Here is a 20,303-nt window from a genome sequence, read left to right on the forward strand (position 1 = left end):
TTGCTTGGTAATTTAGCAGTGCCGGAGCGACCGGGGTAGGTGCATGTGGAACTGGACCTCGACGGAGCAGTCGTCCTCGTGACGGGCGGGGTGCGGGGCGTCGGTCTCGGGATCACCCGCGCGTTCCTCGGCGCCGGGGCTGTCGTCGTGACCTGTGCTCGGCGGCCCGGCGAGGTCGCGGGTGCGTCGTTCGTGCCGTGCGATGTCCGGGATGCGGACCAGGTTTCCCAGCTGGTGAGCGGGATCGTGGCTGAACACGGCCGGTTGGACGTGGTGGTGAACAACGCCGGCGGTGCGCCGTTCGCGTTGGCGGACAAGGCCTCACCGCGCTTCCACCAGAAGATCGTGGAGCTGAACCTGCTGGCGCCGCTGCTGGTGTCACAGGCGGCGAACGCGGTGATGCAGAGCCAGCCGGCGGGCGGGTCGATCGTGAACGTGAGCAGTGTGTCCGGCCGCCGTCCGTCGCCTGGAACCGCCGCCTACGGCGCCGCGAAGGCCGGACTGGACAACCTGACCGCGTCCTTGGCCGTCGAATGGGCTCCGAAAGTGCGGGTCAACGCGTTGGCAGTGGGCATGGTGCGTACGGAGCAGTCGCACCTGCACTACGGCTCAGAGGCGGGCATCGAGGCCGTGGCGCGGACCGTGCCGTTGGGGCGTCTCGCGTCACCGGACGAGGTCGGCGCATGCGCGGTGTTCCTGGCTTCACCGTTGGCGTCCTACGTGAGTGGCGCGACTTTGGTCGTTCATGGCGGGGGAGAAGCGCCCGCGTTCCTGACCGCAGCCGATGGAGGTTCTTCATGAACCGGGTCGTGATCGTGACAGGGGCCGGGCGGGGCATCGGTCGTGCCCACGCGCTGGCGTTCGGTGCCACCGGGGCACGGGTCGTGGTGAACGACCTGTCCGCGGAAGTCGCCGGCGAGGTGGCCGAGCGGATCGGACCGCGAGCCGTCGTCAACACCGACGACGTCGGTACCTGGGCAGGCGCGCAACGGGTCGTCGAGACCGCGGTGTCCGAGTTCGGCGGACTGGACGTGCTCGTGAACAACGCCGGCATCGTGCGCGACCGCATGATCGTCGGCTGCAGCGAGGACGAGTGGGACGAGGTCGTCCGCGTTCACCTGAAGGGCCACTTCGCGACGCTGCACCACGCCGCCGCGCACTGGCGTGCCGTGCACAAGGCCGGCGGTGCGGTGAGCGGCCGGGTGATCAACACGTCGTCCGGCGCGGGACTCTTCGGCAGCGTCGGACAGGCGAACTACTCGGCGGCCAAGGCGGGCATCGCGTCGATGACACTGGTCGCCGCCGCCGAACTGGCCCGCTACGGGATCACGGTCAACGCCATCGCCCCGGCGGCCCGCACGAGAATGACCGAGGCGACGTTCGCGGACATGATGGCGGCGCCGGAGGAAGGGTTCGACGCGATGGCCCCCGAGAACATCTCACCGCTGGTCGTGTGGCTCGGCAGCGAGGAGGCCGGCGACGTGACCGGGCGGATGTTCGAGGTCGACGGCGGACGCGTTTGCGTCGTGCACGGCTGGCAGCGCGGGCCGGAGATCGACAAGGGCGCGCGGTGGTCACCGGACGAGCTGGGCGACGTCGTGCGCAAGCTGGTCGCCGGCGATCACCCGACGCCGGTGTACGGCGCCTGAGCAGGCTGCCGGAAGTTGTGTCCGTTACTCGCCCGCCGGACGTGCGTCCGGCCCCGATGGCGTCTGCAAGTACCACCAACTCAACATCAACAGGCACTTTGCTACTACCAACAAGCCTGTCCTGGACTGAGAGCACGGTGACGGGGTCGCAGGCTGGCGATGAACGGCGCATTCGTTCACCTCAGGTGGACAAATGCGCCGTTCATCCACAGTCCTTGCAGACGCCACTCGGCACCAGCTGGCACGGATGTTCCGGACAGCAGTTCTGGCCAGGCGCTTAGAGGCCCATCAAACCGCGAACCGGCGCCGGGGTGGATCACCCTCTGGCGCCGGTTCATTCACACGGGCTCAGCAGACCAGTGTCACGATGGGGCTGTACCGGTAGGACCAGCCGCCGCCGTTGTTCCGCGCGCTGATCATGGTGCGGTACTGGTAGTTCGACTTGTTGTCGCACATCTTCGTCAGCAGCACGGTCTTGTTGCCCGTCCAGCCCACGTCGTCGAGCCCGCTCCAGCCCCACACCGGGTGCTTGTGCTGCAGCACCCCTTTGAACGAACCGCCTTTACAGCCGGTCGAGTACGCCGTGCCCCGCAGTTCGTCCTGGTACTTGTACGGCCGGGTGGCACCCCAGTCGCACGCTGCCGCACTCACGTCCGCTGACGCGACCGCTGTTCCCGACAGCAGCAACGCCACCGCGCCGCCGATTCCCGCCAGAATCCTCGTCACCATCCTGCTCACCCCCAGCTCGAGCAGGTCCAGCCGACCGGCGCGACCTGGCGGTACGTGCACACCTGCAGATGCACGTCCTTCACGTGGGCGCCGCGGGACCACGACACCGGGTAGACCGACTTGCCGTTCTGCGCGGTGCCGAGCTTCGAGTACCGGTACTCGGGCTCCCACCGGACGCCGCCCTGGCAGTTGTCGTAGCCCTGGTGCCAGCGGATCTCGCCGACGCTGTACGACTTCGTGGAGGCCGCGTCGCTGATGCGGCCCGACCACAGCTCGGCCTCCACCGTGCCGGTCCAGTTCACCGTGCCGGAGAACCGGCCGCCGGCGCCGTTGGAGACGTTGGCTTCACGCGTGCCGAGCGCGCCGACCTCACTCGCCGTGACGCACGGCGCGGCGGCCGCAGCGGCGGGTGCGGCGGCTGCCAGTGCCCCCGCGACCGCGAATCCCAGCGCCAGTGCCACTGCGGCAATCCGTGTTCTCGCTGTTCGCAACGCAATTCCCCCTGTCGATCGAGCTGCCTTGTTCGAGCGACACCAGCGTGTCGTGGCGATCTGGCAGGAATCTGGGCCGGATCTGGTGCGGCCGATCCGGGGACACGGTCTTGCCCGCGACGCCCCGAGTCGTTATCCAGACTGACAAGGGGGAACGGGGTGTCAGTGATCTTCGGAATTCTCGGTGAGGTTCAGGCGCGGGTGGCGGGAGCGCCCGTCGACGTCGGACCCGCCCGTCAGCGTTGTGTGCTGGCCGCGTTGCTGGTGGACCGCGGCCGTCCGGTGCCGCTGGATCTGTTGTGCGAGCGGGTGTGGGGTGATCGGCCGCCCAAGCACGCGCGCGACACGTTGTACGCCTACCTCTACCGGCTCCGTCAGGTGTTCGCTGACCTCCCGGGCGTGCGCATTCACCGCACCCGAGCGGGTTACGTCCTGCCGGTGCCGGAAGAGTCGGTGGATCTGCACCGCTTCCGGGCTCTCGCGCGGTCGGACGACCTGGCGGTGGTGGAGGAAGCGCTCGCGTTGTGGCGCGGGCCGGCACTGGACGGGGTGGACGGCGAATGGGCCGAGTCGGTGCGCCGCTCGCTCGAGCGGCAGCGGTGGTCGGCGTTGTTGCGGCGCAACGACATCGCGCTGCGGCTGGGCGGACACGGCGCGCTGGTCGCTGAGCTGACGACGTTGGCGGAGGACCACCCGCTCGACGAACGGCTGGCGAGCCAGCTCGTGCTCGCGCTGCACGGCGACGGCAGGCAGGCGGACGCACTGCGGCACTACCAGCTGATGCGGCTACGGCTTGCCGAGGAACTGGGCACCGATCCGGGCGCGTTGCTGCAGGAGGCGCACCAGCAGGTGCTCACCGGTGACCCGCCGATCGAGCGCTCGGTGCCGACTCCACGGCAACTGCCCGCCGCGCCACGTCTGTTCGTCGGCCGGGCCGACGAGCTCGCCAGGATGGAGAAGTGCCTGGACGACTCCCCGGTGCTGGCCGTCGTGGGACCGTCCGGCATCGGGAAGACGACGCTCGCACTGCACTGGGCACATCGGGTCGCCGACCGCTACCCGGACGGCCAGCTCTACCAGGACCTGCACGGCTTCGATCCGTCGGCACCACCGGTGGCGCCGACGGCCGTGGTGCGGGGGTTCCTCGAAGCGCTCGGGGTGCCGAGCTCGTCCGTGCCCGCCGACCCGGACGCGCGAACAGCGTTGTACCGCAGTGTGGTCGCGGCCAAACGCCTGCTGATCGTGCTGGACAACGCCCGCGACGCCACCCAGCTCACCGGGCTGCTGCCGGGCACGGACCGCTGCACGGTCGTGATCACCAGCAGGCACCGGCTGACCGGGATGGCGGCTTCCCACGGCGTCCCGACGGTGCCACTGGACGTGCTGACCGAGGGCGAGATGCGTGACCTGCTGACCGGTTACCTGTCCTGGCAACGGCTCCACGACGAAACCGCGGCGGTCGACGAGTTGCTGCGGTGGTGCGCCGGCCTGCCGCTCGCGGTCGGTCTCGTCGGCGCTCGCGCGGCAGGCCAGCCCGGTTTCCCGCTCAGCTCGCTGGTGGACGAGCTGCGGGAGGCCGACAGCGTGGCCGCGCTGGACGAACCGGGCACCGGGCTGCGCGCCGTGTTCGAGACGTCCTACCGGGCGCTGCCGCCCGCCGAGGCGGAGGCGTTCCGCTTGCTGGGCCTCGCGCCCGGCCCGGACATCGGCACCGATGCGGCCGCCGCGTTGCTCGGGCTGCCCATCGCACGAGCCGGCGAAGTGTTGCGGCAGCTGGAATCCGGGCATCTGGTGCGGCGGCACAGCCCCGGTCGGTACCGGATGCACGACCTCGTCCGTGGTTACGCCGCGGAGTGCGCGCAGGAGGCTGATCGTGCGGCGTTGCACCGGGTGATCGATCACTACGTGCGCCGCGGGCTCGGCGCCGAACGGACTCTCTACCCGTACGGCACACCCAGCGGCATCGGCGGTCCGGTGCACGACGCCTTCGCGGACGAGTCGGAAGCGCTGGCGTGGCTGGAAGCCGAGTATCCGTGCCTGATGGCCGCCCAAAGCATCGCGGCCGGTCCCGCGGTGTGGCAGCTGGCGTGGGCGTTGGACAGCTTCCAACGGCGGCGCGGGTACATCCACGACCAGCTGGCCGTGTGGCAACGGGCCAGTGCCGCTGCTTCACAGGAGGCCATGCCGAGCGCGCGGGCCGTCTGCTTCTGGCGGCTCGGTGCGGCACTGGCCAGGGCCGGCAACCTGACCGAAGCCACGGACGAATTGCACAAGGCGTTGCGCGAACCGAACATGTCCGGGCAGGCCGACGCGCACCAGGCGTTGGCGTGGGTGTGGGAGCAGCGCGGCGACGACAGGATGGCGTTGCTACACGCCACCGACGCGTTGCGCATCCTGGGCGATCTCGACGTCCCGATGCGCCAGGCGCACGCGCTCAACCAGGCCGGGTGGTACGCGGCCCGGCTGGACCACCTGGAGCAGGCCCGCCGCCACTGCACCGCCGCGCTGCAGCTCGCCCGCGCACACACCGACCAGGACGCGCAGGCGCGGATCCTGGACAGCCTCGGCTACATCGAGCACCGCGCGGGCGAGTACGCGCTCGCCGTGCGGCACTTCGAGGAGGCCGTGGCGTTGTACGACGCCGCGGGTGCGCCGTACGACTGTGCCGACACGCTGGACCGGCTCGGGCTGAGCAGGTCCGCGGCCGGGCAGCACCGGGAGGCTCGTGCGGCGTGGCGGCGGGCGCGTGCCCTGTACGCGGGCCAGCACCGGCACGCCGACGTCGAGCGACTGGCCGGGCGACTGAACTCCACGTCCATGACCTCCGGTGGGTAACTTCGATCAGGTGACCCGCCTGACCACCCACGCCTCTGTCTCGGCCGCGTTGGCGCGGCTCAGCGATCACGAGTTGAGCGACCTGCTGGAACGGGCCGTGCCGAACGGATCAGGAATCGGCGGGCCCACGGCGTTGCTGGACGTCGCGGGCACTCGGGTGTTCGTGAAGCGGTTGCCGCTGACAGACCTGGAGTTGCGGCCGGAGAACGTCAGGTCGACCGCGAACCTCTACGACCTGCCGGTGCACCTGCACTACGGCGTCGGGTTGATCGGCTCAGCGGGCTTCGGGGCGTGGCGCGAACTGGCCGCGCACACCATGACGACGGACTGGGTGCTGAAGGGCGAGCACGACGGCTTCCCGCTGACGTACCACTGGCGCGTTCTGCCGCACCCAGGCCAGACGCTGTCGGAGGAACTGGACCAGGCCGTCGACTACTGGGGACCGGTGATCAGCCCCCGGCTCGAGGCGCTGCGAAACTCCACCGCGAGCATCGCGTTGTTCCTGGAGTACTTCCCGCACAACCTGCACGACTGGCTGAACGGCCAGGACGACCTCGAATCCGCCTGCGAGCTGGTCGAACGGGAGCTGCGCGACGGGGTGGAGTTCATGAACTCCCAGGGCCTGCTGCACTTCGACGGCCACTTCCAGAACGTGCTGACCGACGGCGAGCGCCTCTACTTCGCCGACTACGGCCTCGCGATCTCCTCCCAGTTCGACCTGTCCGAGGAGGAGATCGCGTTCTTCACCGAGAACCAGGACTACGACCGCCACTACACCGTCACGCACCTGGTCATGTGGTTCTCGTACGCCCTGCGCTCGCAGGGGGTTCCGCCGCGGGTCGCCGAGATCCTCCACCGCCACAACGACGTCGCCGCGGTCATGAAGGATTTCTACCGCAGGTTCCAGCACGAGAGCAGGCGGACCCCGTACCCGGCAGAGGACCTCAGATCCGTTCGATGATCGTGCCGGTGGCCAACGCGCCGCCGGCGCACATCGTGATCAACGCCGTGGTCGCGTCCCGCCGCTCCAGCTCGTGCAGCGCCGTGGTGATCAGCCGCGTCCCGGTGCTGCCCACCGGGTGACCGATCGCGATCGCCCCGCCGTTGACGTTGACCCGGTCGAGGTTCGGCCGATGCACCGCCGCCCACGACAGCACGACCGACGCGAACGCCTCGTTGACCTCGAACAGGTCGATGTCCGCCATCTTCATGCCGGACCGCGAAAGCAACCGCGCGGTCGCGTCCACCGGCCCGTCCAGGTGGTAGTACGGGTCCGACCCGACCAGGCACTGCGTCACGATCCGTGCGCGTGGCTTGAGTCCGTGCGCTCGCGCGAACTCCTCGTCCACGACCATCACGGCGGACGCGCCGTCGGAGATCTGCGAGGACGTGCCGGCGGTGTGCACGCCGTCGGGCACGACAGGCTTCAAGGCGGCCAACGCCTCCAGCGACGTCTCCCGCAGGCCCTGATCGGTGTCGACCAGGTCCTCGCCGACTTTGACCGGCACGACCTCGGCGGTGAACCGCCCGGCCGCCCACGCCGCCCGCGCCCGGTTCTGCGACTGCACGCCGAACCGGTCGACCTCCTCGCGGCCGATCCCACGCCGTGCCGCCACCCGTTCCGCGGCGACGAACTGGTTGGGCAGGTCGATGGTCCACGAGTCGGGGCGCGGCATGCCGGTCTCGCCGATGTTCGACCGCAGCGGAACGCGGCTCATCGCCTCGACCCCGCAGGCGATGCCGCAGTCGATCGCGCCCGCCGCGATCAGGCCGGCGATGAGGTGCGTGGACTGCTGGGCCGAGCCGCACTGGGCGTCGACGGTGGTGCAGCCGGTGGTCTGCGGCAGGCCCGCGTGCAGCCAGGACGTCCGGGTGATGTTGTTCGACTGCTCCCCGGCCTGCGTCACGGTGCCGCCGATGACCTGTTCGACGGTGGACGGATCGACGCCGGTCCGGTCGAGCAGTCCCCGTTGTGCCGCACCGAGGAGTTCGGCGGCGTGCAGGCCGGACAGCCAGCCGTTGCGCCTGCCGATGGGCGTGCGCACCGCTCCCACGATCACCGGACTGCCCACGCGAGCCTCCTCAGACCAGAAAACTAGAACACGTTCCTGTGAGCCTCCAGATTGGCCGCATGAGGGCTTCAACACAAGGCGCAACCGTGTTTGAATCAGATAGAACGCGTTCCACCTAGGAGGTTCCTGTGGGCAAGCCGCGCATTCCGGAAGGCTTCGACTTCACCGACCCCGACATGTACGCGAGCCGTCTGCCCGTCGAGGAGCTCGCCGAACTCCGCAAGACCGCGCCGATCTGGTGGAACTCCAAACCGCACGGCCAGGGCGGTTTTCCCGACGAGGGCTACTGGGTGGTGACCAGGCATCACGACGTGAAGGAGGTCTCGCGCAACAGCGAGGTCTTCTCCAGCCGGGAGAACACCGCGATCATCCGGTTCAAGGACGACATGCCGCGCGACAACATCGAGATGCAGCGGCTGCTCTTGCTGAACATGGACCCCCCGACGCACACGAAGCAGCGCGGCATCGTCTCCCGCGGCTTCACCCCGAGGGCGGTCAACGCCCTGCGCGAGGCCCTCACCGAGCGTGCCGAGCGGATCGTGGCGGAGGCGCTCGCGAAGGGAAGCGGCGACTTCGTCACCGACGTGGCGTGCGAGCTGCCGCTGCAGGCGATCGCGGAGCTGATCGGCATCCCGCAGGAGGACCGCCGCAAGATCTTCGACTGGTCGAACCAGATGATCGCCTACGACGACCCCGAGTTCGAGATCGAACCGCTCGCCGCGGCCACCGAACTGCTCGGCTACTCGTGGACGATGGCCGAGGACCGCCGCAAGTGCCCGCGCCAGGACATCGTCACCAAGCTCGTCCAGGCCGACGCGGACGGGGCGTTCCTCGCGTCGGAGGAGTTCGGCTTCTTCGTGCTGTTGCTCGCCGTCGCCGGCAACGAGACCACGCGCAACGCCATCACGCACGGCATGAAGGCGTTCTTCGACCACCCCGAGCAGTGGGAGCTGTTCAAGTCGCAGCGCCCCGCGACGGCCGGCGACGAGATCGTCCGGTTCGCCACGCCGGTGATGTCGTTCCAGCGCACCGCGATGTCGGACACCGTGCTGAGCGGCGTGGAGATCAAGCAGGGCCAGCGGGTCGGGATGTTCTACTCGTCCGCGAACTTCGACGAGGAGGTGTTCGCCGAACCGGAGAAGTTCGACATCCTCCGCGACCCCAACCCGCACCTCGGGTTCGGCGGCAGCGGCGCGCACTTCTGCATCGGCGCGAACCTCGCCCGGCTGGAGATCGACCTGATCTTCAACGCGATCGCCGACGCCATGCCCAACATCAGGCAGGTGGAGGAACCGCGGCGGCTGCGTTCGGGCTGGCTCAACGGCATCAAGGAGTTCCGCGTCCAGTACGCCTGAAAGCGATCTGGCCCCTCCCGTCTGGGAGGGGCCAGCGAGCCATCAGGGCGTTTTCAGAGTGGCGAGTGCTCGTTCGGTTTCCCAGAAGGCACGCATGGACCGGATCAGGCCGTCCTCGCCGACGTTGTAGACGAAGACACCTTCGGTGTCGACGCGAGCGCCGCCGGGCAGGAAAGCGCTGATCACGCCGACGTTCGCGCATTCGGAACCCGCCGCGAACGAATCGTGCATCGCGAACTCGAAGCGTTCGACGTTGGCGATCGCCAGGTCCCAGAACGCCGCGATCGCCTCCTTGCCGTGGTGGCCCTTGCCCTCGGCGTCGAACATCGACGGCCCCACCGGGTCCTCGACCACGGCGTCCTCGGCGAACAACGCCAGCCACTCGTCCTTGGCCCCACGCGTCACGGCGTCCATCGAACGCCAGGAAGCCACCCGCGCGGGCGTCTCGGTCTTCGAGGCCTTCCAGGTCACCGCGGTCATGCGAACTCTCCGATCACTTCGTCGGCGAAGCGCCGAAGTCCGTCCTTCTTGGCCTGCAAGCCGCCGTCGAACCCCACGCCGTAGAACAGCCAGGGCACCACGATCACGTCCGTCACGCCGATCTCGTCGAGCTGCCGGTAGCCGTCCAGCCCGAACCGGTCGATGCACACGGCCTGGATCTCGAACGGCCGCTCGAACGCGCCCAGGTCCGTGAGCTGCGCGATCACCGACTTCAGGTCCTCGAACTTGATCATCGCGGACGTCCACCCGTCACCGACCCTGGCGGCGCGCTTCAGCGCGGCGGGGGAGTGGCCGCCCACGTAGAACGGCACCGGTGAGGTGGGCGCCGGCGACATCTGCAGCCGGTCGAAGTCGAAGTAGTCGCCGTGGTACTCGACCATTCCGCCGCCCAGCACCAGCTTCAGCACATCGATCATCTCGTCGACCCGCGGGCCCCGGTTCTTGAACGGGGCGCCGCACCACTCGAACTCCTCCGGCGACCAGCCGAGCCCGACGCCCAGCCCGAAGCGGTTGCCGGTCAGGTGCGCGACCGAGCCGACCTGGCGCGCCAGCAGCAACGGGTTGCGGGAGCCCAGTTTCAGGACCTGGGTGTAGAAGTGGATGCGGGACGTCACGGCGCCCATCGCGGCCGCGGCGACGAACGGGTCCACCCACGGGGTGTCGGCGTTCCACATGCGGGAGCCGTCGGGGGTGTAGGGGTAGTCCGCGGAGACCTTCTCCGAGAAGAAGAGCGAGTCCGGCAGCGCGATCGACGAGTAGCCGCACTCCTCGGCACACTGGGCCAACTCGGTCAGCTGGTCGAGCGGGCTCATGGCGATACCGACGGTGAACTTCACGGCTTCTCCGATCCGACGACCCACATGGCGAAGAACTGCGAGCCACCGCCGTACGCGTGGCCCAGCGCGACTCGTGCGCCGTCGACCTGGTGGTCACCGGCGGTGCCCATGACCTGCATGGCGGCCTCGGCGAACCGCAGCAGGCCGGACGCGCCGATCGGGTTCGACGAGAGCACCCCGCCGCTGGGGTTGACCGGCAGCCTGCCGCCGATCTCGGTCTCGCCCGCCTCGGTGAGCTTCCAGCCCTGACCGACGTCGGTGAAGCCGAGGTTCTCCAGCCACATCGGCTCGAACCACGAGAACGGCACGTAGATCTCGGCGGCGTCCACTTCGGACAGCGGGTCGGTGATGCCGGCCTGCTTCCACAACGCACGGGCGGCGTCCCGGCCGGCCTGCGGGTTGACCTGGTCGCGTCCGGCGAACGTGGTGGGCTCGGTGCGCATCGCGGTCGCGCGGATCCACGCGAGCGGGCCGCTGGTCGGCTCGGCGGAGATCACCACCGCGCAGGCGCCGTCCGAGGAGGGACACGTTTCGTCGTACCGGATCGGGTCCCACAGCATCGTGGACGCTCGAACCGATTCAACGGTGATGTCCGGCTGTTTCAGGTGGGCATAAGGATTCAGCGAGCCGTTCCGACGATCCTTGGCCGCCACCATCGCGCCCACGTGCTCGGGAGCGCCCGCACGACGGATGTACGCACGCACGTGTGGTGCGAAGTAGCCACCCGCACCGGCGTGCACGGGCATCGTGAACGGCGTCGGCACGGACAGCGCCCACATCGCGTTGGACTCGGACTGCTTCTCGAACGCCACCGCGAGCACACGGTTGTGCACGCCGGACTGGACGAGCGACGCCGCGACGTTGCCCGTGCTGCCGCCGACCGAACCGGCGGTGTGCACGCGCAGCAACGGTTTGCCGACCGCGCCGAGAGCGTCGGCGAGGAACAGTTCGGGCATCATCACGCCCTCGAACAGGTCCGGTGCCTTGCCGAGCACCACGGCGTCGATGTCCGGCCAGTCCACGCCGGCGTCGGCCATCGCGCGGTCGATCGCCTCGCGGCACAGGCCCGCCATCGACACGTCGAGGCGCTTCGCGGCGTGGTGCGTCTGGCCGGTGCCGACCACAGCTGCCGGTCGCATCTACTCCCGTCCTTCCATGACGCAGACGAGGTTCTGTTGGAGCAACGGCCCGCTGGTCGCGTGCCCGAGCACCTTCGCGGCGCTGCCGTCGTGCACGCGCCGTGCCGCCTCGCCGATCCGCGCCAGCCCGGCCGCGAACATCGGGTTGCCGGCCAGCACGCCGCCGGACGGGTTGACGGTGATGTCGCCGAGCCCGAGTGCCTGGCGCAGCAGGATCTCCTGATGGCTGAACGGTGCGTGCAGCTCCGCGATCTCGACGCCGTCGGTACCGGCCGCCTTGCCCGCGGCCACGGTCGAGGGAGACGTCAGCAGGTCGCGCGCGCCGAACGACGGTGAGTCGACCCGGTGCTCGAACCCGGTGATCCACGCCGGCCGTTCGCACAGCTCGCGCGCACGGTCACCGGCCGCCAGCACGATCGTCGCGGCGCCGTCGGTGATCGGCGCGCAGTCGTGCCGCCGCAACGGATCCGCGACGTAGTCAGACGCCAGCAGTTCGTCGACGTCGACGTTGCCGGACAGCTGCGCCAGCGGGTTCGAGAGAGCCGCCGAACGACTTCGGGCCGCCACGGACGCCATCGCCCGCTCGTCCCACAGCCCGGCCTCGATGCCCATCCGCGCCTGAATTCCGGCGAGGCCGATGGAGTCCGGCCACAGCGGCGTCACGACGTAGGGATCGAGCTGCATCGCCATGACCCTGCGCAGGTCACCGGCGGACGACTTGCCGAAGCCGTAGACCAGCGCCGTGTCGACCTCGCCGCACAGCAGCTTCACCCAGGCTTCATAGAGCGCCCAGGCCGCGTCCATCTCGACGTGTGACTCGGCGATCGGCGGGAACGCGCCGATCGCGTCGACCGCGGAGACGAACGAGAAGGCGCGCCCGGCCAGGTAGTCCGACGAGCCGGAGCACCAGAACCCGATGTCGGACTTCGTCAGCCCCAGCGAGCCGAGCACCTCGTGGAAGATCGGCACCAGCATCTCGACACCGTTGGTGGTGCCGTCGGTCTCGCGCACGCAGGGCGTCTGCGCGAACCCCACTACCGCGACGTCACGCATGCGAGCCTCACAGGTGCTGGGAGTAGGAGTCGAACGGCGCGTCCGGCTCGCCGGAAGGCTTGAAGTGGTCGATGTTCTGCATCGTCGGACCCCACTGCTCACGCGGCTTCCACACCGCCTCCACGCGCATGCCCATCCGCACGTCCTCGGGTGCGACGCCGAGCAGCAGGTGCAGGAACGGGATGTCCGCGCCGTCCAGCAGCACGTAGGCCGAGACGTACGGCGGTGGGATCCGCTGGCCCAGGAACGGCACGTTGACCACGCAGAACGTCGTGATCGTGCCGCGGTCGGACAGCTCGATCTGATCCGTGGTCGGCACGCCGTCGGTGGGGCAGGCCGGCCGCGGCGGGAAGTAGACCTTCAAGCACGCCGGGCAGCGTTGGGCGATCAGCCGGCCGTCCATCAGGCCGCGCAGGAACGGGTCCTCGGTCGGTGACGCCGAGTGCGTGTAGTGGAGGTTCACCGGGGTGGTGACCATCGTGACGTCGTCGGCCTCCGCGGGGTCCGCCGGGGGGCCGTCGGAGAGTTCGAAGCACTCGATGTCGGTGATCGCCCCGACGCGGTCGTCGCGCCATCGCACCCGCACGCGCGCGCCCGTCGACATCTGGTCCGGCGAACCGGCGTCGACGGCGTGCAGCAGCGCGGTGTCGGCGCCGTCGAGCTGGATCAACGCCCACGCGAACGGCCGGTCGAGCGGCTGCCCTTCGAGCGGCGCGGGAATCCACGACCAGCCGCGCACGACGCCGGTGGCCGCCACGTCCACGAACTCCGACAACCGCTCGGCGGTCACCGGGTCGTACTCGAGCGGCGGCACGTGCACCCGGCCGTCGGAACCGCGGATCCCCGTCACCTTGCGGCGGCGCAGATCCGAGAGGAACCGGCCCAGTGTCGGGCCGGTCGAGCGCGTGTAGTCGAAGCCCACGTCGAGCGGAGCACTGAGTGGCTTCGTACTGGGCGGCCGAGTCACAGATCAAAGTGAAACAGGTTCTCGAAATGGTGGCAAGATGGGTCCATGAAGCTCGGTCTGCAGCTCGGCTACTGGGGTGCCGCGCCACCCCCGAACGCCCCCGAACTCGTGGCGGCGGCAGAGGAATTCGGCTTCGACGCGGTGTTCGCGGCCGAGGCGTGGGGATCGGACGCGTTCACCCCGTTGGCGTGGTGGGGATCCGACACCCGGCGGGTCCGGCTCGGCACGTCCGTCGTGCAGATGTCGGCCCGTACACCGGCGGCGTGCGCGATGCACGCACTGACGCTCGATCACCTCTCAGGTGGACGGTTCGTGCTCGGCCTGGGCGTGTCCGGGCCGCAGGTCGTGGAGGGCTGGTACGGCCGGCCGTTCGCCAAACCCCTTGCCAGGACCAGGGAATACGTCTCGATCCTGCGCAAGGTGCTGGCTCGCGAAGCCCCGGTCACCAACGACGGTCCGCACTTCCCGTTGCCCTACCAGGGACCGGGATCGATCGGGCTCGGCAAGCCGTTGAAGCCCATCACCCACCCGCTGCGCGCCGACCTGCCGATCTGGCTCGGCGCCGAAGGACCGAAGAACGTGGCGCTGACCTCGGAGATCGCCGACGGCTGGCTCGCGATCTACTACGCGCCCAGGCTCGCCGGCATGTACGACGAGTGGCTGGAGGAGGGGTTCGCCAAATCCAGCCGCAGCAGGGAGAACTTCGAGGTCGCGGCCACCTGCCAGGTCGTCGTGACGGACGATCCCGTCGGCGTGAGGGCCCAGCTCAAGCCGTTCGTCGCTTTGTACATCGGCGGAATGGGCGCGCCCGGCATGAACTTCCACGCCGAGGTCTTCACCCGGATGGGATACGGCGAGGCGGTGCAGGACATCGGCAGGCTGTTCCTCTCCGGACGCAAGGAGGAGGCCGTGCAAGCGGTTCCGGACGAGCTGGTGGCCGAGATCAGCATCGTCGGCAGTGCCGAGCACGTCCGCGAGGAGGTCGGCCGCTGGGAGAAGGCCGGCGTCACGATGCTGCTCGTCGGCTGCCGTGACGTTGCCTCGATCAAGGCGGTCGCTGAGGCTTGTCAGTAGGTGAAACGCGTTCTACTTTGAGGGTGTGGTCACAGGACTCTGGAACATCGCAGCCGATCAGCCGGACCTGACCGCGCTGGTCGATCCGAGTGGTCGCGAGATCACCTACCGAGAGCTTTCGGCGCAGGCCGACCGCTACGGGCGCGGGTTCCAGTCCCTGGGGCTGGAACCCGGCGACAGCATCGTGCTGATGCTGCCGAACAGCGCCGAACTGGTCGCGGTGTACTTCGCCGCGTACCAGACCGGCCTCTACGTCGTCATGGCGAACTGGCACCTGACCGGCGCCGAGGTCGCGTACCTCGTGCAGGACAGCGGCGCCAAGGCCTTCGTGTCGCACGAACGGTTCGCTGCCGCCGCGACGGAAGCCGCGGCCAGCCTGCCCGCCAACGCGAAGTACTCCGTCGGGGAAGTTCCCGGCTTCCTGCCGCTCGACGATCTCGGCGCGGGCGCGGAGGGACGGCCGGACGTTCGCACGGCCGGCTCGCCGATGCTTTACACGTCCGGTACGACCGGGCGGCCCAAGGGCGTGCGCAGGCCGCTGACCGGTGCCGACCCGGACGTTGTTCCGCCGTCCGCGCCCTGGTTCTTCGGCATCTTCGGGATCAAGCCGCACGACGGGCACGTGCACCTCTGCGGGTCGCCGCTCTACCACACCGCGGTGCTCAACTTCGTCGTCATCTCGATCCAGCTCGGCCACACCGCCGTGCTGATGGACCACTGGTCGCCGGAGGAGATGCTGCGGCTGATCGACCGGTACGCGGTCACCCACAGCCACATGGTGCCGACCCAGTTCCACCGCCTGCTGGCGCTGCCCGACGAGGTGAAGGCCAAGTACGACCTGAAGTCGTTGCGCGCGATGATCCACGGCGCCGCGCCGTGCCCGCTGGAGGTCAAGCGCCGGATGCTCGACTGGTGGGGGCCAGTGGTGATCGAGTACTACGCGGCCACCGAGGGTGGCGGCACCGCGATCACCGCGCAGGAATGGCTGCGCAAACCGGGATCCGTCGGCCTGCCGTGGCCGACGTCCGAGATCAAGATCCTCGGCGAGGACGGCAGCGAGCTGCCGGTGGGCGAGCGCGGCCTGGTCTACATGCGGATGGGCGACGCGACGTTCGAGTACCACAAGGACGCCGAGAAGACCCGTGCCGCGCGAGTGGGGCGGCTCTTCACGTTGCAGGACATCGGTTATCTGGACGAGGACGGCTACCTGTTCCTGTGCGACCGCAAGAACGACATGATCATCTCCGGTGGCGTGAACATCTACCCGGCGGAGATCGAGGGCGAGCTCGTGTGCCATCCCAAGGTGGCGGACGTGGCCGTGTTCGGCGTGCCGCACCCGGACTGGGGCGAGGAGATCAAGGCCGTCGTCCAGCCCGCGGACGGGGTGGTCGGTGATGACGCGCTGACCGAGGAACTGCTGGAGTTCGCCCGCACGCGGCTCGCGAAGTTCAAGCTGCCGCGCACGATCTCGTACCTGGACGAACTGCCGCGCGACCCGAACGGCAAGCTGTACAAGCGAAAGCTGAGGAGCCAAGAAGGAAGTTCAAGCAGTGCGTGATCTGATCAAGATGACGGACGCGGAAGTCGACACTTTCCTGAGTGAGCAGAAGACGTTGATCGTCGCCACCATCGGCCGCAACGGCCTGCCGCACCTCGCGCCGATGTGGTTCGCGGTACTGGACGGCGAGATCGTGTTCTGCACCGACCGCAAGTCGCAGAAGATCGTGAACCTGCAACGCGATCCGCGCTGCAGCGTGCTGGCGGAGGCGGGGGAGACCTACGACCAGCTGCGCGGCGTGCACATGGAGGGCGTCACCGAGTTCACCCCGGACCTCGGCCGGGTGGTGGACGCCGTGGTGGCACGCAACTTCGGTGAGGTGGGCGACGACCCCACCGCCCGTGAGGCCCTGCGCAAGGCGATGTCCCGGCGCGTGGCCGTGATCTTCCGTCCGACGCGCACAGCCAGCTGGGACCACCGGAAGACGATGTCGGGAGCGACCCCATGAACCTGAACCGCCGCCAGGTGCTCGCCGGAGCCGGTCTCGCGCTGGCCTCCGGACTCGTCAAACCCTCCTCTGCCTCCGCCGACCTCGGCGAGTTCGACGTCGTGGTGGTCGGCGCGGGCGCGGCCGGCATGACCGCCGCCCTCACCGCGGCCAAACGCGGCCTGAGCTGCGTGGTGCTGGAGAAAGCGCCGACCTACGGCGGCTCCGCGGCCAGATCTGGCGCCGGCATCTGGATCCCCAACAACGAGGTGATCCTCGCCGCCGGAGTCCCGGACACGCCCGCGAAGGCCGCGCAGTACATGGCGGCCGTCGTCGGTGACATCCCGTTGGTGCGGCAGCAGGCCTATCTGACGTACGGGCCGCAGATGATCTCGTTCGTCATGCGCAACAGCCCGCTGCGCTTCCGGCACATGGACGGCTACAGCGACTACTACCCGGAATACCCCGGAGGCATCGCCAAGGGTCGCTCGATCGAACCCGAGATGCTCGACGGCCGCATCCTCGGCGACGAGCTCGCTCACCTGAACGCGCCCTACCTCGCCACCCCGGCGGGCCTGGTCATCTACGGCGCCGACTACAAGTGGCTCGCCCTCGCCCTGGTCAACGCGAAGGGCGCCGCCACGGCCGCCGCCGCGCTGGCCCGCGGTACGGCCGCCGCGCTGGCGGGCCAGAAGCCGTTGACGATGGGCCAGGCGCTGGCCGGTGGTCTGCGGGCGGGCCTGATGCAGTCTCAGGTGCCCGTGTGGCTGAACACCGGGTTGGAAGACCTGCACCTGGTGAACGGCGCGGTTCGCGGCGTCGTCACGTCGCGCGGCCTCGTGCGCGCTCGCCGCGGCGTGATCATGGGTTCCGGCGGCTTCGAGCACAACGCGTCCATGCGCGCCCAGTACCAACGCCAGCCCATCGGCACGTCCTGGACGGTCGGCGCCAAGGAGAACACCGGCGACGGCCACCGCGCGGGCCTGCGCGCGGGCGCAGCGCTGGACCTGATGGACGACGCCTGGTGGGGCCCGGCCATCCCGACGCCCGGCTCACCGTACTTCTGCCTCGCCGAACGCACCCTGCCCGGCGGCCTGATGATCAACGCCGCGGGGCGGCGGTTCGTCAACGAGGCCGCGCCCTACAGCGACGTCGTGCACGTCATGTACGACAAGAACCCGACTTCACCGTGCATCCCGGCGTGGCTCGTCGTCGACCAGAACTACCGCAACAAGTACCTGTTCGCCGACATCGCCCCGGCCCTGCCGCTGCCCGACGGCTGGTACCAGTCCGGCGCGGTGGTGAAGAACTGGTCGCTCGACGGCCTGGCCTCGGCCATCGGCGTTCCCGGCGCCGCTCTGAAGGACACCGTCAGCCGGTTCAACAACCAGGCTTTCACCGGCCGCGACACGGATTTCGGGCGCGGCGAGTCCGCCTACGACCACTACTACACGGATCCGGCGGTGTTCCCGAACTCGTGCCTCGCGCCGTTGTGGGCACCGCCGTACTACGCCTTCAAGATCGTGCCGGGCGACCTCGGGACGAAGGGCGGGATGGTCACGGACGCGCGTGCGCGTGTGCTGCGGCCGGACGGTTCGGTGATTCCGGGGCTGTACGCGGCGGGCAACGTCAGCTCGGCCGTGATGGGGCGGAGTTACGCCGGGGCGGGGTCGACGATCGGGCCGGCCATGACGTTCGGGTACATCGCGGCCAACGACATCTAAGCAGGCTGCCAGAAGTTGTGTCCGTAACCCGATCGAGCACACCCCCGCCTTGCGTTGATGGCGTCTGCAAGTACCACCAACTCAACATCAACAGGCACTTACCTACTACCAACAGGGCAATCACGCCAGGCACGCCGGTCCGGCGCACGGCGACCAGGTTGAGCGTCGTATCGCGGTCATGGTCGACTCGGCGGCAAGCAGATGTGCATCTTCATGTGGCGCGGGCGGAGGCCACGCGGTTTCGGACAGGACTTCTGGCCAGTTGCTCAGGAGTTGGTCAGTTCCCACACGGTGACCTGGCCGGTGATCCCGGCCGGGTCCACCGTGGCGACCTCGATCAGGAAGATCCGGCCCTCGGGCGTGCTGCCGCACACGCGGCTGCCGGTGACCAGGTTCTCCGCGTCGCTCGTCGCCTCCTTGGCGAGGTGGGCGACGCACTCCGCTCGTCCTGGCACGCCGTCGCTGAGCCACTCCGCCAGCCAGTGACCGGGATCGCCGTGCAGCCGACCTGGGGTGAGCGGCCAGACGTTGTGCCCGTCCTTGCCGCGTGGCTCCTGGAAGTCGAGGTTGTAGCTGCCGAACGGCAACGTCCCGCTGAACCGCACGCCGGCGCCCGTGGCCGGTGGCGGGGCGGCCGCGGTGTCGAACGTGGTCGTGGGCACGGGTGGGACGGTGGTCGGGGCGCCTACGGGTGGGCGCGGCGCTGTGCCGACCGGCGCTGGACGGGCGGCCCTGGCAGCGGCCGAGGTCGTCGGCGAGTTGGAGGCGACTGGCGGCGTCGTGCCGGATTCCGCGGTCGTCGCGACGGCGGCGGCCACGGGCGTCTGCTTCGCGGACTCGTGCGGCCAGAACAGTGTCACCGCCAGCGCGGAGAGCCCAACCACTGCAACCGACACCGTCAGACACCAGAACACCTTGCCGCGCGGCAGTTTGCCGGGCGCGTTCACATAGACGTCGCCGATCGATCCTGCCTGGATCGACGGGCCGTTCACCACGCCGTCGACGTCGTTGCCAGTCGACTGGTCTTCCTCGGACATACGTGGCTGATCGGCGGGCCGCCGTCAGGTGTTACGGGTACGAACGATCTATCGGCCGTTGAAGTTCGGCTTCCGCTTCTCCGCGAACGCCCGAGGGCCCTCCTTCGCGTCCTCGCTGCGGAACACCTCCATGCCCAGTCGAGCGTCCACTTTGAACGCCTCGTTCTCGTGCATGCCCTCGGTCTCCCGCATGGTCCGCAGGATCGCCCGCACGGCCAGCGGCCCGTTGGCCGTGATCAACGCGGCCAGTTCCAGCGCCTTGGTCAACGCCTGCCCGTCCGGCACGACGTGCCCGATCAGGCCGATCTCCTTGGCCTCGGCGGCGAAGATGTGCCGTCCGGTCAGCAGCAGGTCGGCCGCCACGGTGTACGGGATCTGGCGCGGCAGCCGGACCGCGGAGCCGCCGAGCGGGAACAGGCCCCAGCGCGCCTCGGAGACGCCGAAGCGGGCGCTCTCGCCGGCCACGCGGATGTCCGTCGCCTGCAGGATTTCCGTGCCACCGGCGACCGCGGGACCTTCCACCGCAGCGATCAACGGTTTCGTCAATCGACGACCCTTCAGCAGCGGTTCGATGACCGAGAAGTCGTACTTTCCCGCCGATTCGCTGGGGTGATTGGAGGTCATGGCCTTCAGGTCGGCGCCCGCGCAGAAGGAGCCGCCGGCGCCGGTGAGGACGCAGACGCGGACGTCCGGGTCGTTGTCCACGCGGTCCCAGGCCTCGCGCATGATCGCCATCATCGGGCCCGACAACGCGTTGCGGACCTCCGGGCGGTTCATCGTGACGACCAGAACGTTGTCGACCAGGTCCACCAACGCGTGTGGCTCTGTCGTGGTGGTCATCGAGGCGCCTCCTGGA

19 protein-coding genes are annotated in these 20,303 nt (G+C 69.3%); 9 read left to right on the forward strand and 10 right to left on the reverse strand.

The window, feature by feature from the left end; all coding sequences use genetic code 11:
* The first annotated feature begins 39 nt into the window (after positions 1-39).
* Both B0F77_RS37680 and B0F77_RS37685 read left to right on the forward strand, forming a co-directional pair.
* A complete protein-coding gene (locus B0F77_RS37680; protein ID WP_211294228.1) occupies positions 40-801 on the forward strand; it encodes an SDR family oxidoreductase in 762 nt (253 codons plus the stop codon).
* Positions 798-1,649, forward strand: a complete 852-nt coding sequence (locus tag B0F77_RS37685) for an SDR family oxidoreductase (RefSeq protein WP_086667833.1) — start codon at positions 798-800, stop codon at positions 1,647-1,649. Before B0F77_RS37680 ends, B0F77_RS37685 begins: the two co-directional genes overlap by 4 nt.
* 348 nt (positions 1,650-1,997) lie before the next feature.
* On the opposite strand, the gene B0F77_RS37690 is transcribed toward B0F77_RS37685, so the two are convergent.
* Both B0F77_RS37690 and B0F77_RS48240 read right to left on the reverse strand, forming a co-directional pair.
* Positions 1,998-2,378 (reverse strand): hypothetical protein, encoded by a 381-nt coding sequence (locus B0F77_RS37690; protein ID WP_143467120.1) that lies wholly within the window; start codon positions 2,376-2,378, stop codon positions 1,998-2,000.
* A gap of 5 nt (positions 2,379-2,383) precedes the next feature.
* Positions 2,384-2,839: a hypothetical protein gene (locus B0F77_RS48240; protein ID WP_158102930.1), complete on the reverse strand. Its 456-nt coding sequence runs from the start codon at positions 2,837-2,839 to the stop codon at positions 2,384-2,386.
* Between the two features lie 189 nt (positions 2,840-3,028).
* Between B0F77_RS48240 and B0F77_RS37695 the strand changes: the two genes are divergently transcribed.
* Positions 3,029-5,704, forward strand: coding sequence for an AfsR/SARP family transcriptional regulator (locus B0F77_RS37695; protein WP_158102931.1), 2,676 nt, complete (start codon positions 3,029-3,031; stop codon positions 5,702-5,704).
* A 10-nt stretch (positions 5,705-5,714) separates the two neighbouring features.
* Positions 5,715-6,665, forward strand: coding sequence for a protein kinase family protein (locus B0F77_RS37700; protein WP_211294229.1), 951 nt, complete (start codon positions 5,715-5,717; stop codon positions 6,663-6,665).
* Here the strand turns inward: B0F77_RS37700 and B0F77_RS37705 are convergent.
* The gene (locus B0F77_RS37705) at positions 6,649-7,776 is read right to left on the reverse strand and encodes a steroid 3-ketoacyl-CoA thiolase (RefSeq protein ID WP_086667837.1); all 1,128 of its coding nucleotides are present in this window, start codon (positions 7,774-7,776) and stop codon (positions 6,649-6,651) included. The two genes, B0F77_RS37700 and B0F77_RS37705, sit on opposite strands and share 17 nt — an antisense overlap.
* A 128-nt stretch (positions 7,777-7,904) precedes the next feature.
* On the opposite strand from B0F77_RS37705, the gene B0F77_RS37710 reads away from it, so the two are divergent.
* Entirely contained in the window at positions 7,905-9,131 is a 1,227-nt protein-coding gene (locus B0F77_RS37710) for a cytochrome P450 (RefSeq protein WP_086667838.1), read from the forward strand.
* 42 nt (positions 9,132-9,173) lie between these two features.
* Here the strand turns inward: B0F77_RS37710 and B0F77_RS37715 are convergent, their stop codons facing one another.
* The 5 genes from B0F77_RS37715 to B0F77_RS37735 are packed head-to-tail and all read right to left on the reverse strand — an operon-like array spanning position 9,174 to position 13,582.
* Positions 9,174-9,611: a nuclear transport factor 2 family protein gene (locus B0F77_RS37715; protein ID WP_086667839.1), complete on the reverse strand. Its 438-nt coding sequence runs from the start codon at positions 9,609-9,611 to the stop codon at positions 9,174-9,176.
* The gene (locus B0F77_RS37720) at positions 9,608-10,468 is read right to left on the reverse strand and encodes a TIGR03619 family F420-dependent LLM class oxidoreductase (RefSeq protein ID WP_086667840.1); all 861 of its coding nucleotides are present in this window, start codon (positions 10,466-10,468) and stop codon (positions 9,608-9,610) included. Before B0F77_RS37720 ends, B0F77_RS37715 begins: the two co-directional genes overlap by 4 nt.
* A complete protein-coding gene (locus tag B0F77_RS37725) occupies positions 10,465-11,607 on the reverse strand; it encodes a thiolase domain-containing protein (protein WP_086667841.1) in 1,143 nt (380 codons plus the stop codon). The genes B0F77_RS37720 and B0F77_RS37725 overlap by 4 nt, the downstream gene beginning before the upstream one ends.
* On the reverse strand, positions 11,608-12,660 hold the full coding sequence (locus tag B0F77_RS37730) for a thiolase domain-containing protein (protein ID WP_086667842.1): 1,053 nt from the start codon (positions 12,658-12,660) through the stop codon (positions 11,608-11,610).
* 7 nt (positions 12,661-12,667) lie between these two features.
* Positions 12,668-13,582, reverse strand: coding sequence for an OB-fold nucleic acid binding domain-containing protein (locus tag B0F77_RS37735; RefSeq protein WP_245849162.1), 915 nt, complete (start codon positions 13,580-13,582; stop codon positions 12,668-12,670).
* A 90-nt stretch (positions 13,583-13,672) separates the two neighbouring features.
* Between B0F77_RS37735 and B0F77_RS37740 the strand changes: the two genes are divergently transcribed.
* The 4 genes from B0F77_RS37740 to kstD are packed head-to-tail and all read left to right on the forward strand — an operon-like array spanning position 13,673 to position 18,410.
* Entirely contained in the window at positions 13,673-14,701 is a 1,029-nt protein-coding gene (locus B0F77_RS37740; RefSeq protein ID WP_086667844.1) for an LLM class F420-dependent oxidoreductase, read from the forward strand.
* A gap of 25 nt (positions 14,702-14,726) precedes the next feature.
* Positions 14,727-16,259, forward strand: a complete 1,533-nt coding sequence (locus B0F77_RS37745; RefSeq protein WP_086667845.1) for an acyl-CoA synthetase — start codon at positions 14,727-14,729, stop codon at positions 16,257-16,259.
* Positions 16,252-16,707 carry a pyridoxamine 5'-phosphate oxidase family protein gene (locus B0F77_RS37750; RefSeq protein ID WP_211294230.1) on the forward strand — a complete coding sequence of 152 codons (456 nt, stop codon included), beginning with the start codon at positions 16,252-16,254 and terminating at the stop codon, positions 16,705-16,707. The genes B0F77_RS37745 and B0F77_RS37750 overlap by 8 nt, the downstream gene beginning before the upstream one ends.
* Positions 16,704-18,410, forward strand: coding sequence for a 3-oxosteroid 1-dehydrogenase (gene kstD / locus B0F77_RS37755; RefSeq protein WP_086667846.1), 1,707 nt, complete (start codon positions 16,704-16,706; stop codon positions 18,408-18,410). The genes B0F77_RS37750 and kstD overlap by 4 nt, the downstream gene beginning before the upstream one ends.
* A gap of 266 nt (positions 18,411-18,676) precedes the next feature.
* Here the strand turns inward: kstD and B0F77_RS37760 are convergent, their stop codons facing one another.
* Together B0F77_RS37760 and B0F77_RS37765 are read right to left on the reverse strand one after the other, a co-directional pair.
* Entirely contained in the window at positions 18,677-19,447 is a 771-nt protein-coding gene (locus B0F77_RS37760) for a hypothetical protein (protein ID WP_086667847.1), read from the reverse strand.
* Between the two features lie 48 nt (positions 19,448-19,495).
* On the reverse strand, positions 19,496-20,287 hold the full coding sequence (locus B0F77_RS37765; RefSeq protein WP_086667848.1) for a crotonase/enoyl-CoA hydratase family protein: 792 nt from the start codon (positions 20,285-20,287) through the stop codon (positions 19,496-19,498).
* Positions 20,288-20,303 lie beyond the last annotated feature (16 nt).

Origin of the sequence: Lentzea kentuckyensis, from assembly GCF_002150765.1 — a bacterium.
In the GTDB taxonomy this organism is placed as follows: domain Bacteria; phylum Actinomycetota; class Actinomycetes; order Mycobacteriales; family Pseudonocardiaceae; genus Lentzea; species Lentzea kentuckyensis.

Bases quoted from the DNA above. Each gene is read 5' to 3' on its own strand.
- B0F77_RS37685 (WP_086667833.1), top strand. From the start codon at position 798: ATGAACCGGGTCGTGATCGTGACAGGGGCCGGGCGGGGCATCGGTCGT.
- B0F77_RS37690 (WP_143467120.1), bottom strand. From the start codon at position 2,378: ATGGTGACGAGGATTCTGGCGGGAATCGGCGGCGCGGTGGCGTTGCTG.
- B0F77_RS37715 (WP_086667839.1), bottom strand. From the start codon at position 9,611: ATGACCGCGGTGACCTGGAAGGCCTCGAAGACCGAGACGCCCGCGCGG.
- B0F77_RS37725 (WP_086667841.1), bottom strand. From the start codon at position 11,607: ATGCGACCGGCAGCTGTGGTCGGCACCGGCCAGACGCACCACGCCGCG.
- B0F77_RS37730 (WP_086667842.1), bottom strand. From the start codon at position 12,660: ATGCGTGACGTCGCGGTAGTGGGGTTCGCGCAGACGCCCTGCGTGCGC.
- B0F77_RS37740 (WP_086667844.1), top strand. From the start codon at position 13,673: ATGAAGCTCGGTCTGCAGCTCGGCTACTGGGGTGCCGCGCCACCCCCG.
- kstD (WP_086667846.1), top strand. From the start codon at position 16,704: ATGAACCTGAACCGCCGCCAGGTGCTCGCCGGAGCCGGTCTCGCGCTG.
- B0F77_RS37760 (WP_086667847.1), bottom strand. From the start codon at position 19,447: ATGTCCGAGGAAGACCAGTCGACTGGCAACGACGTCGACGGCGTGGTG.
- B0F77_RS37765 (WP_086667848.1), bottom strand. From the start codon at position 20,287: ATGACCACCACGACAGAGCCACACGCGTTGGTGGACCTGGTCGACAAC.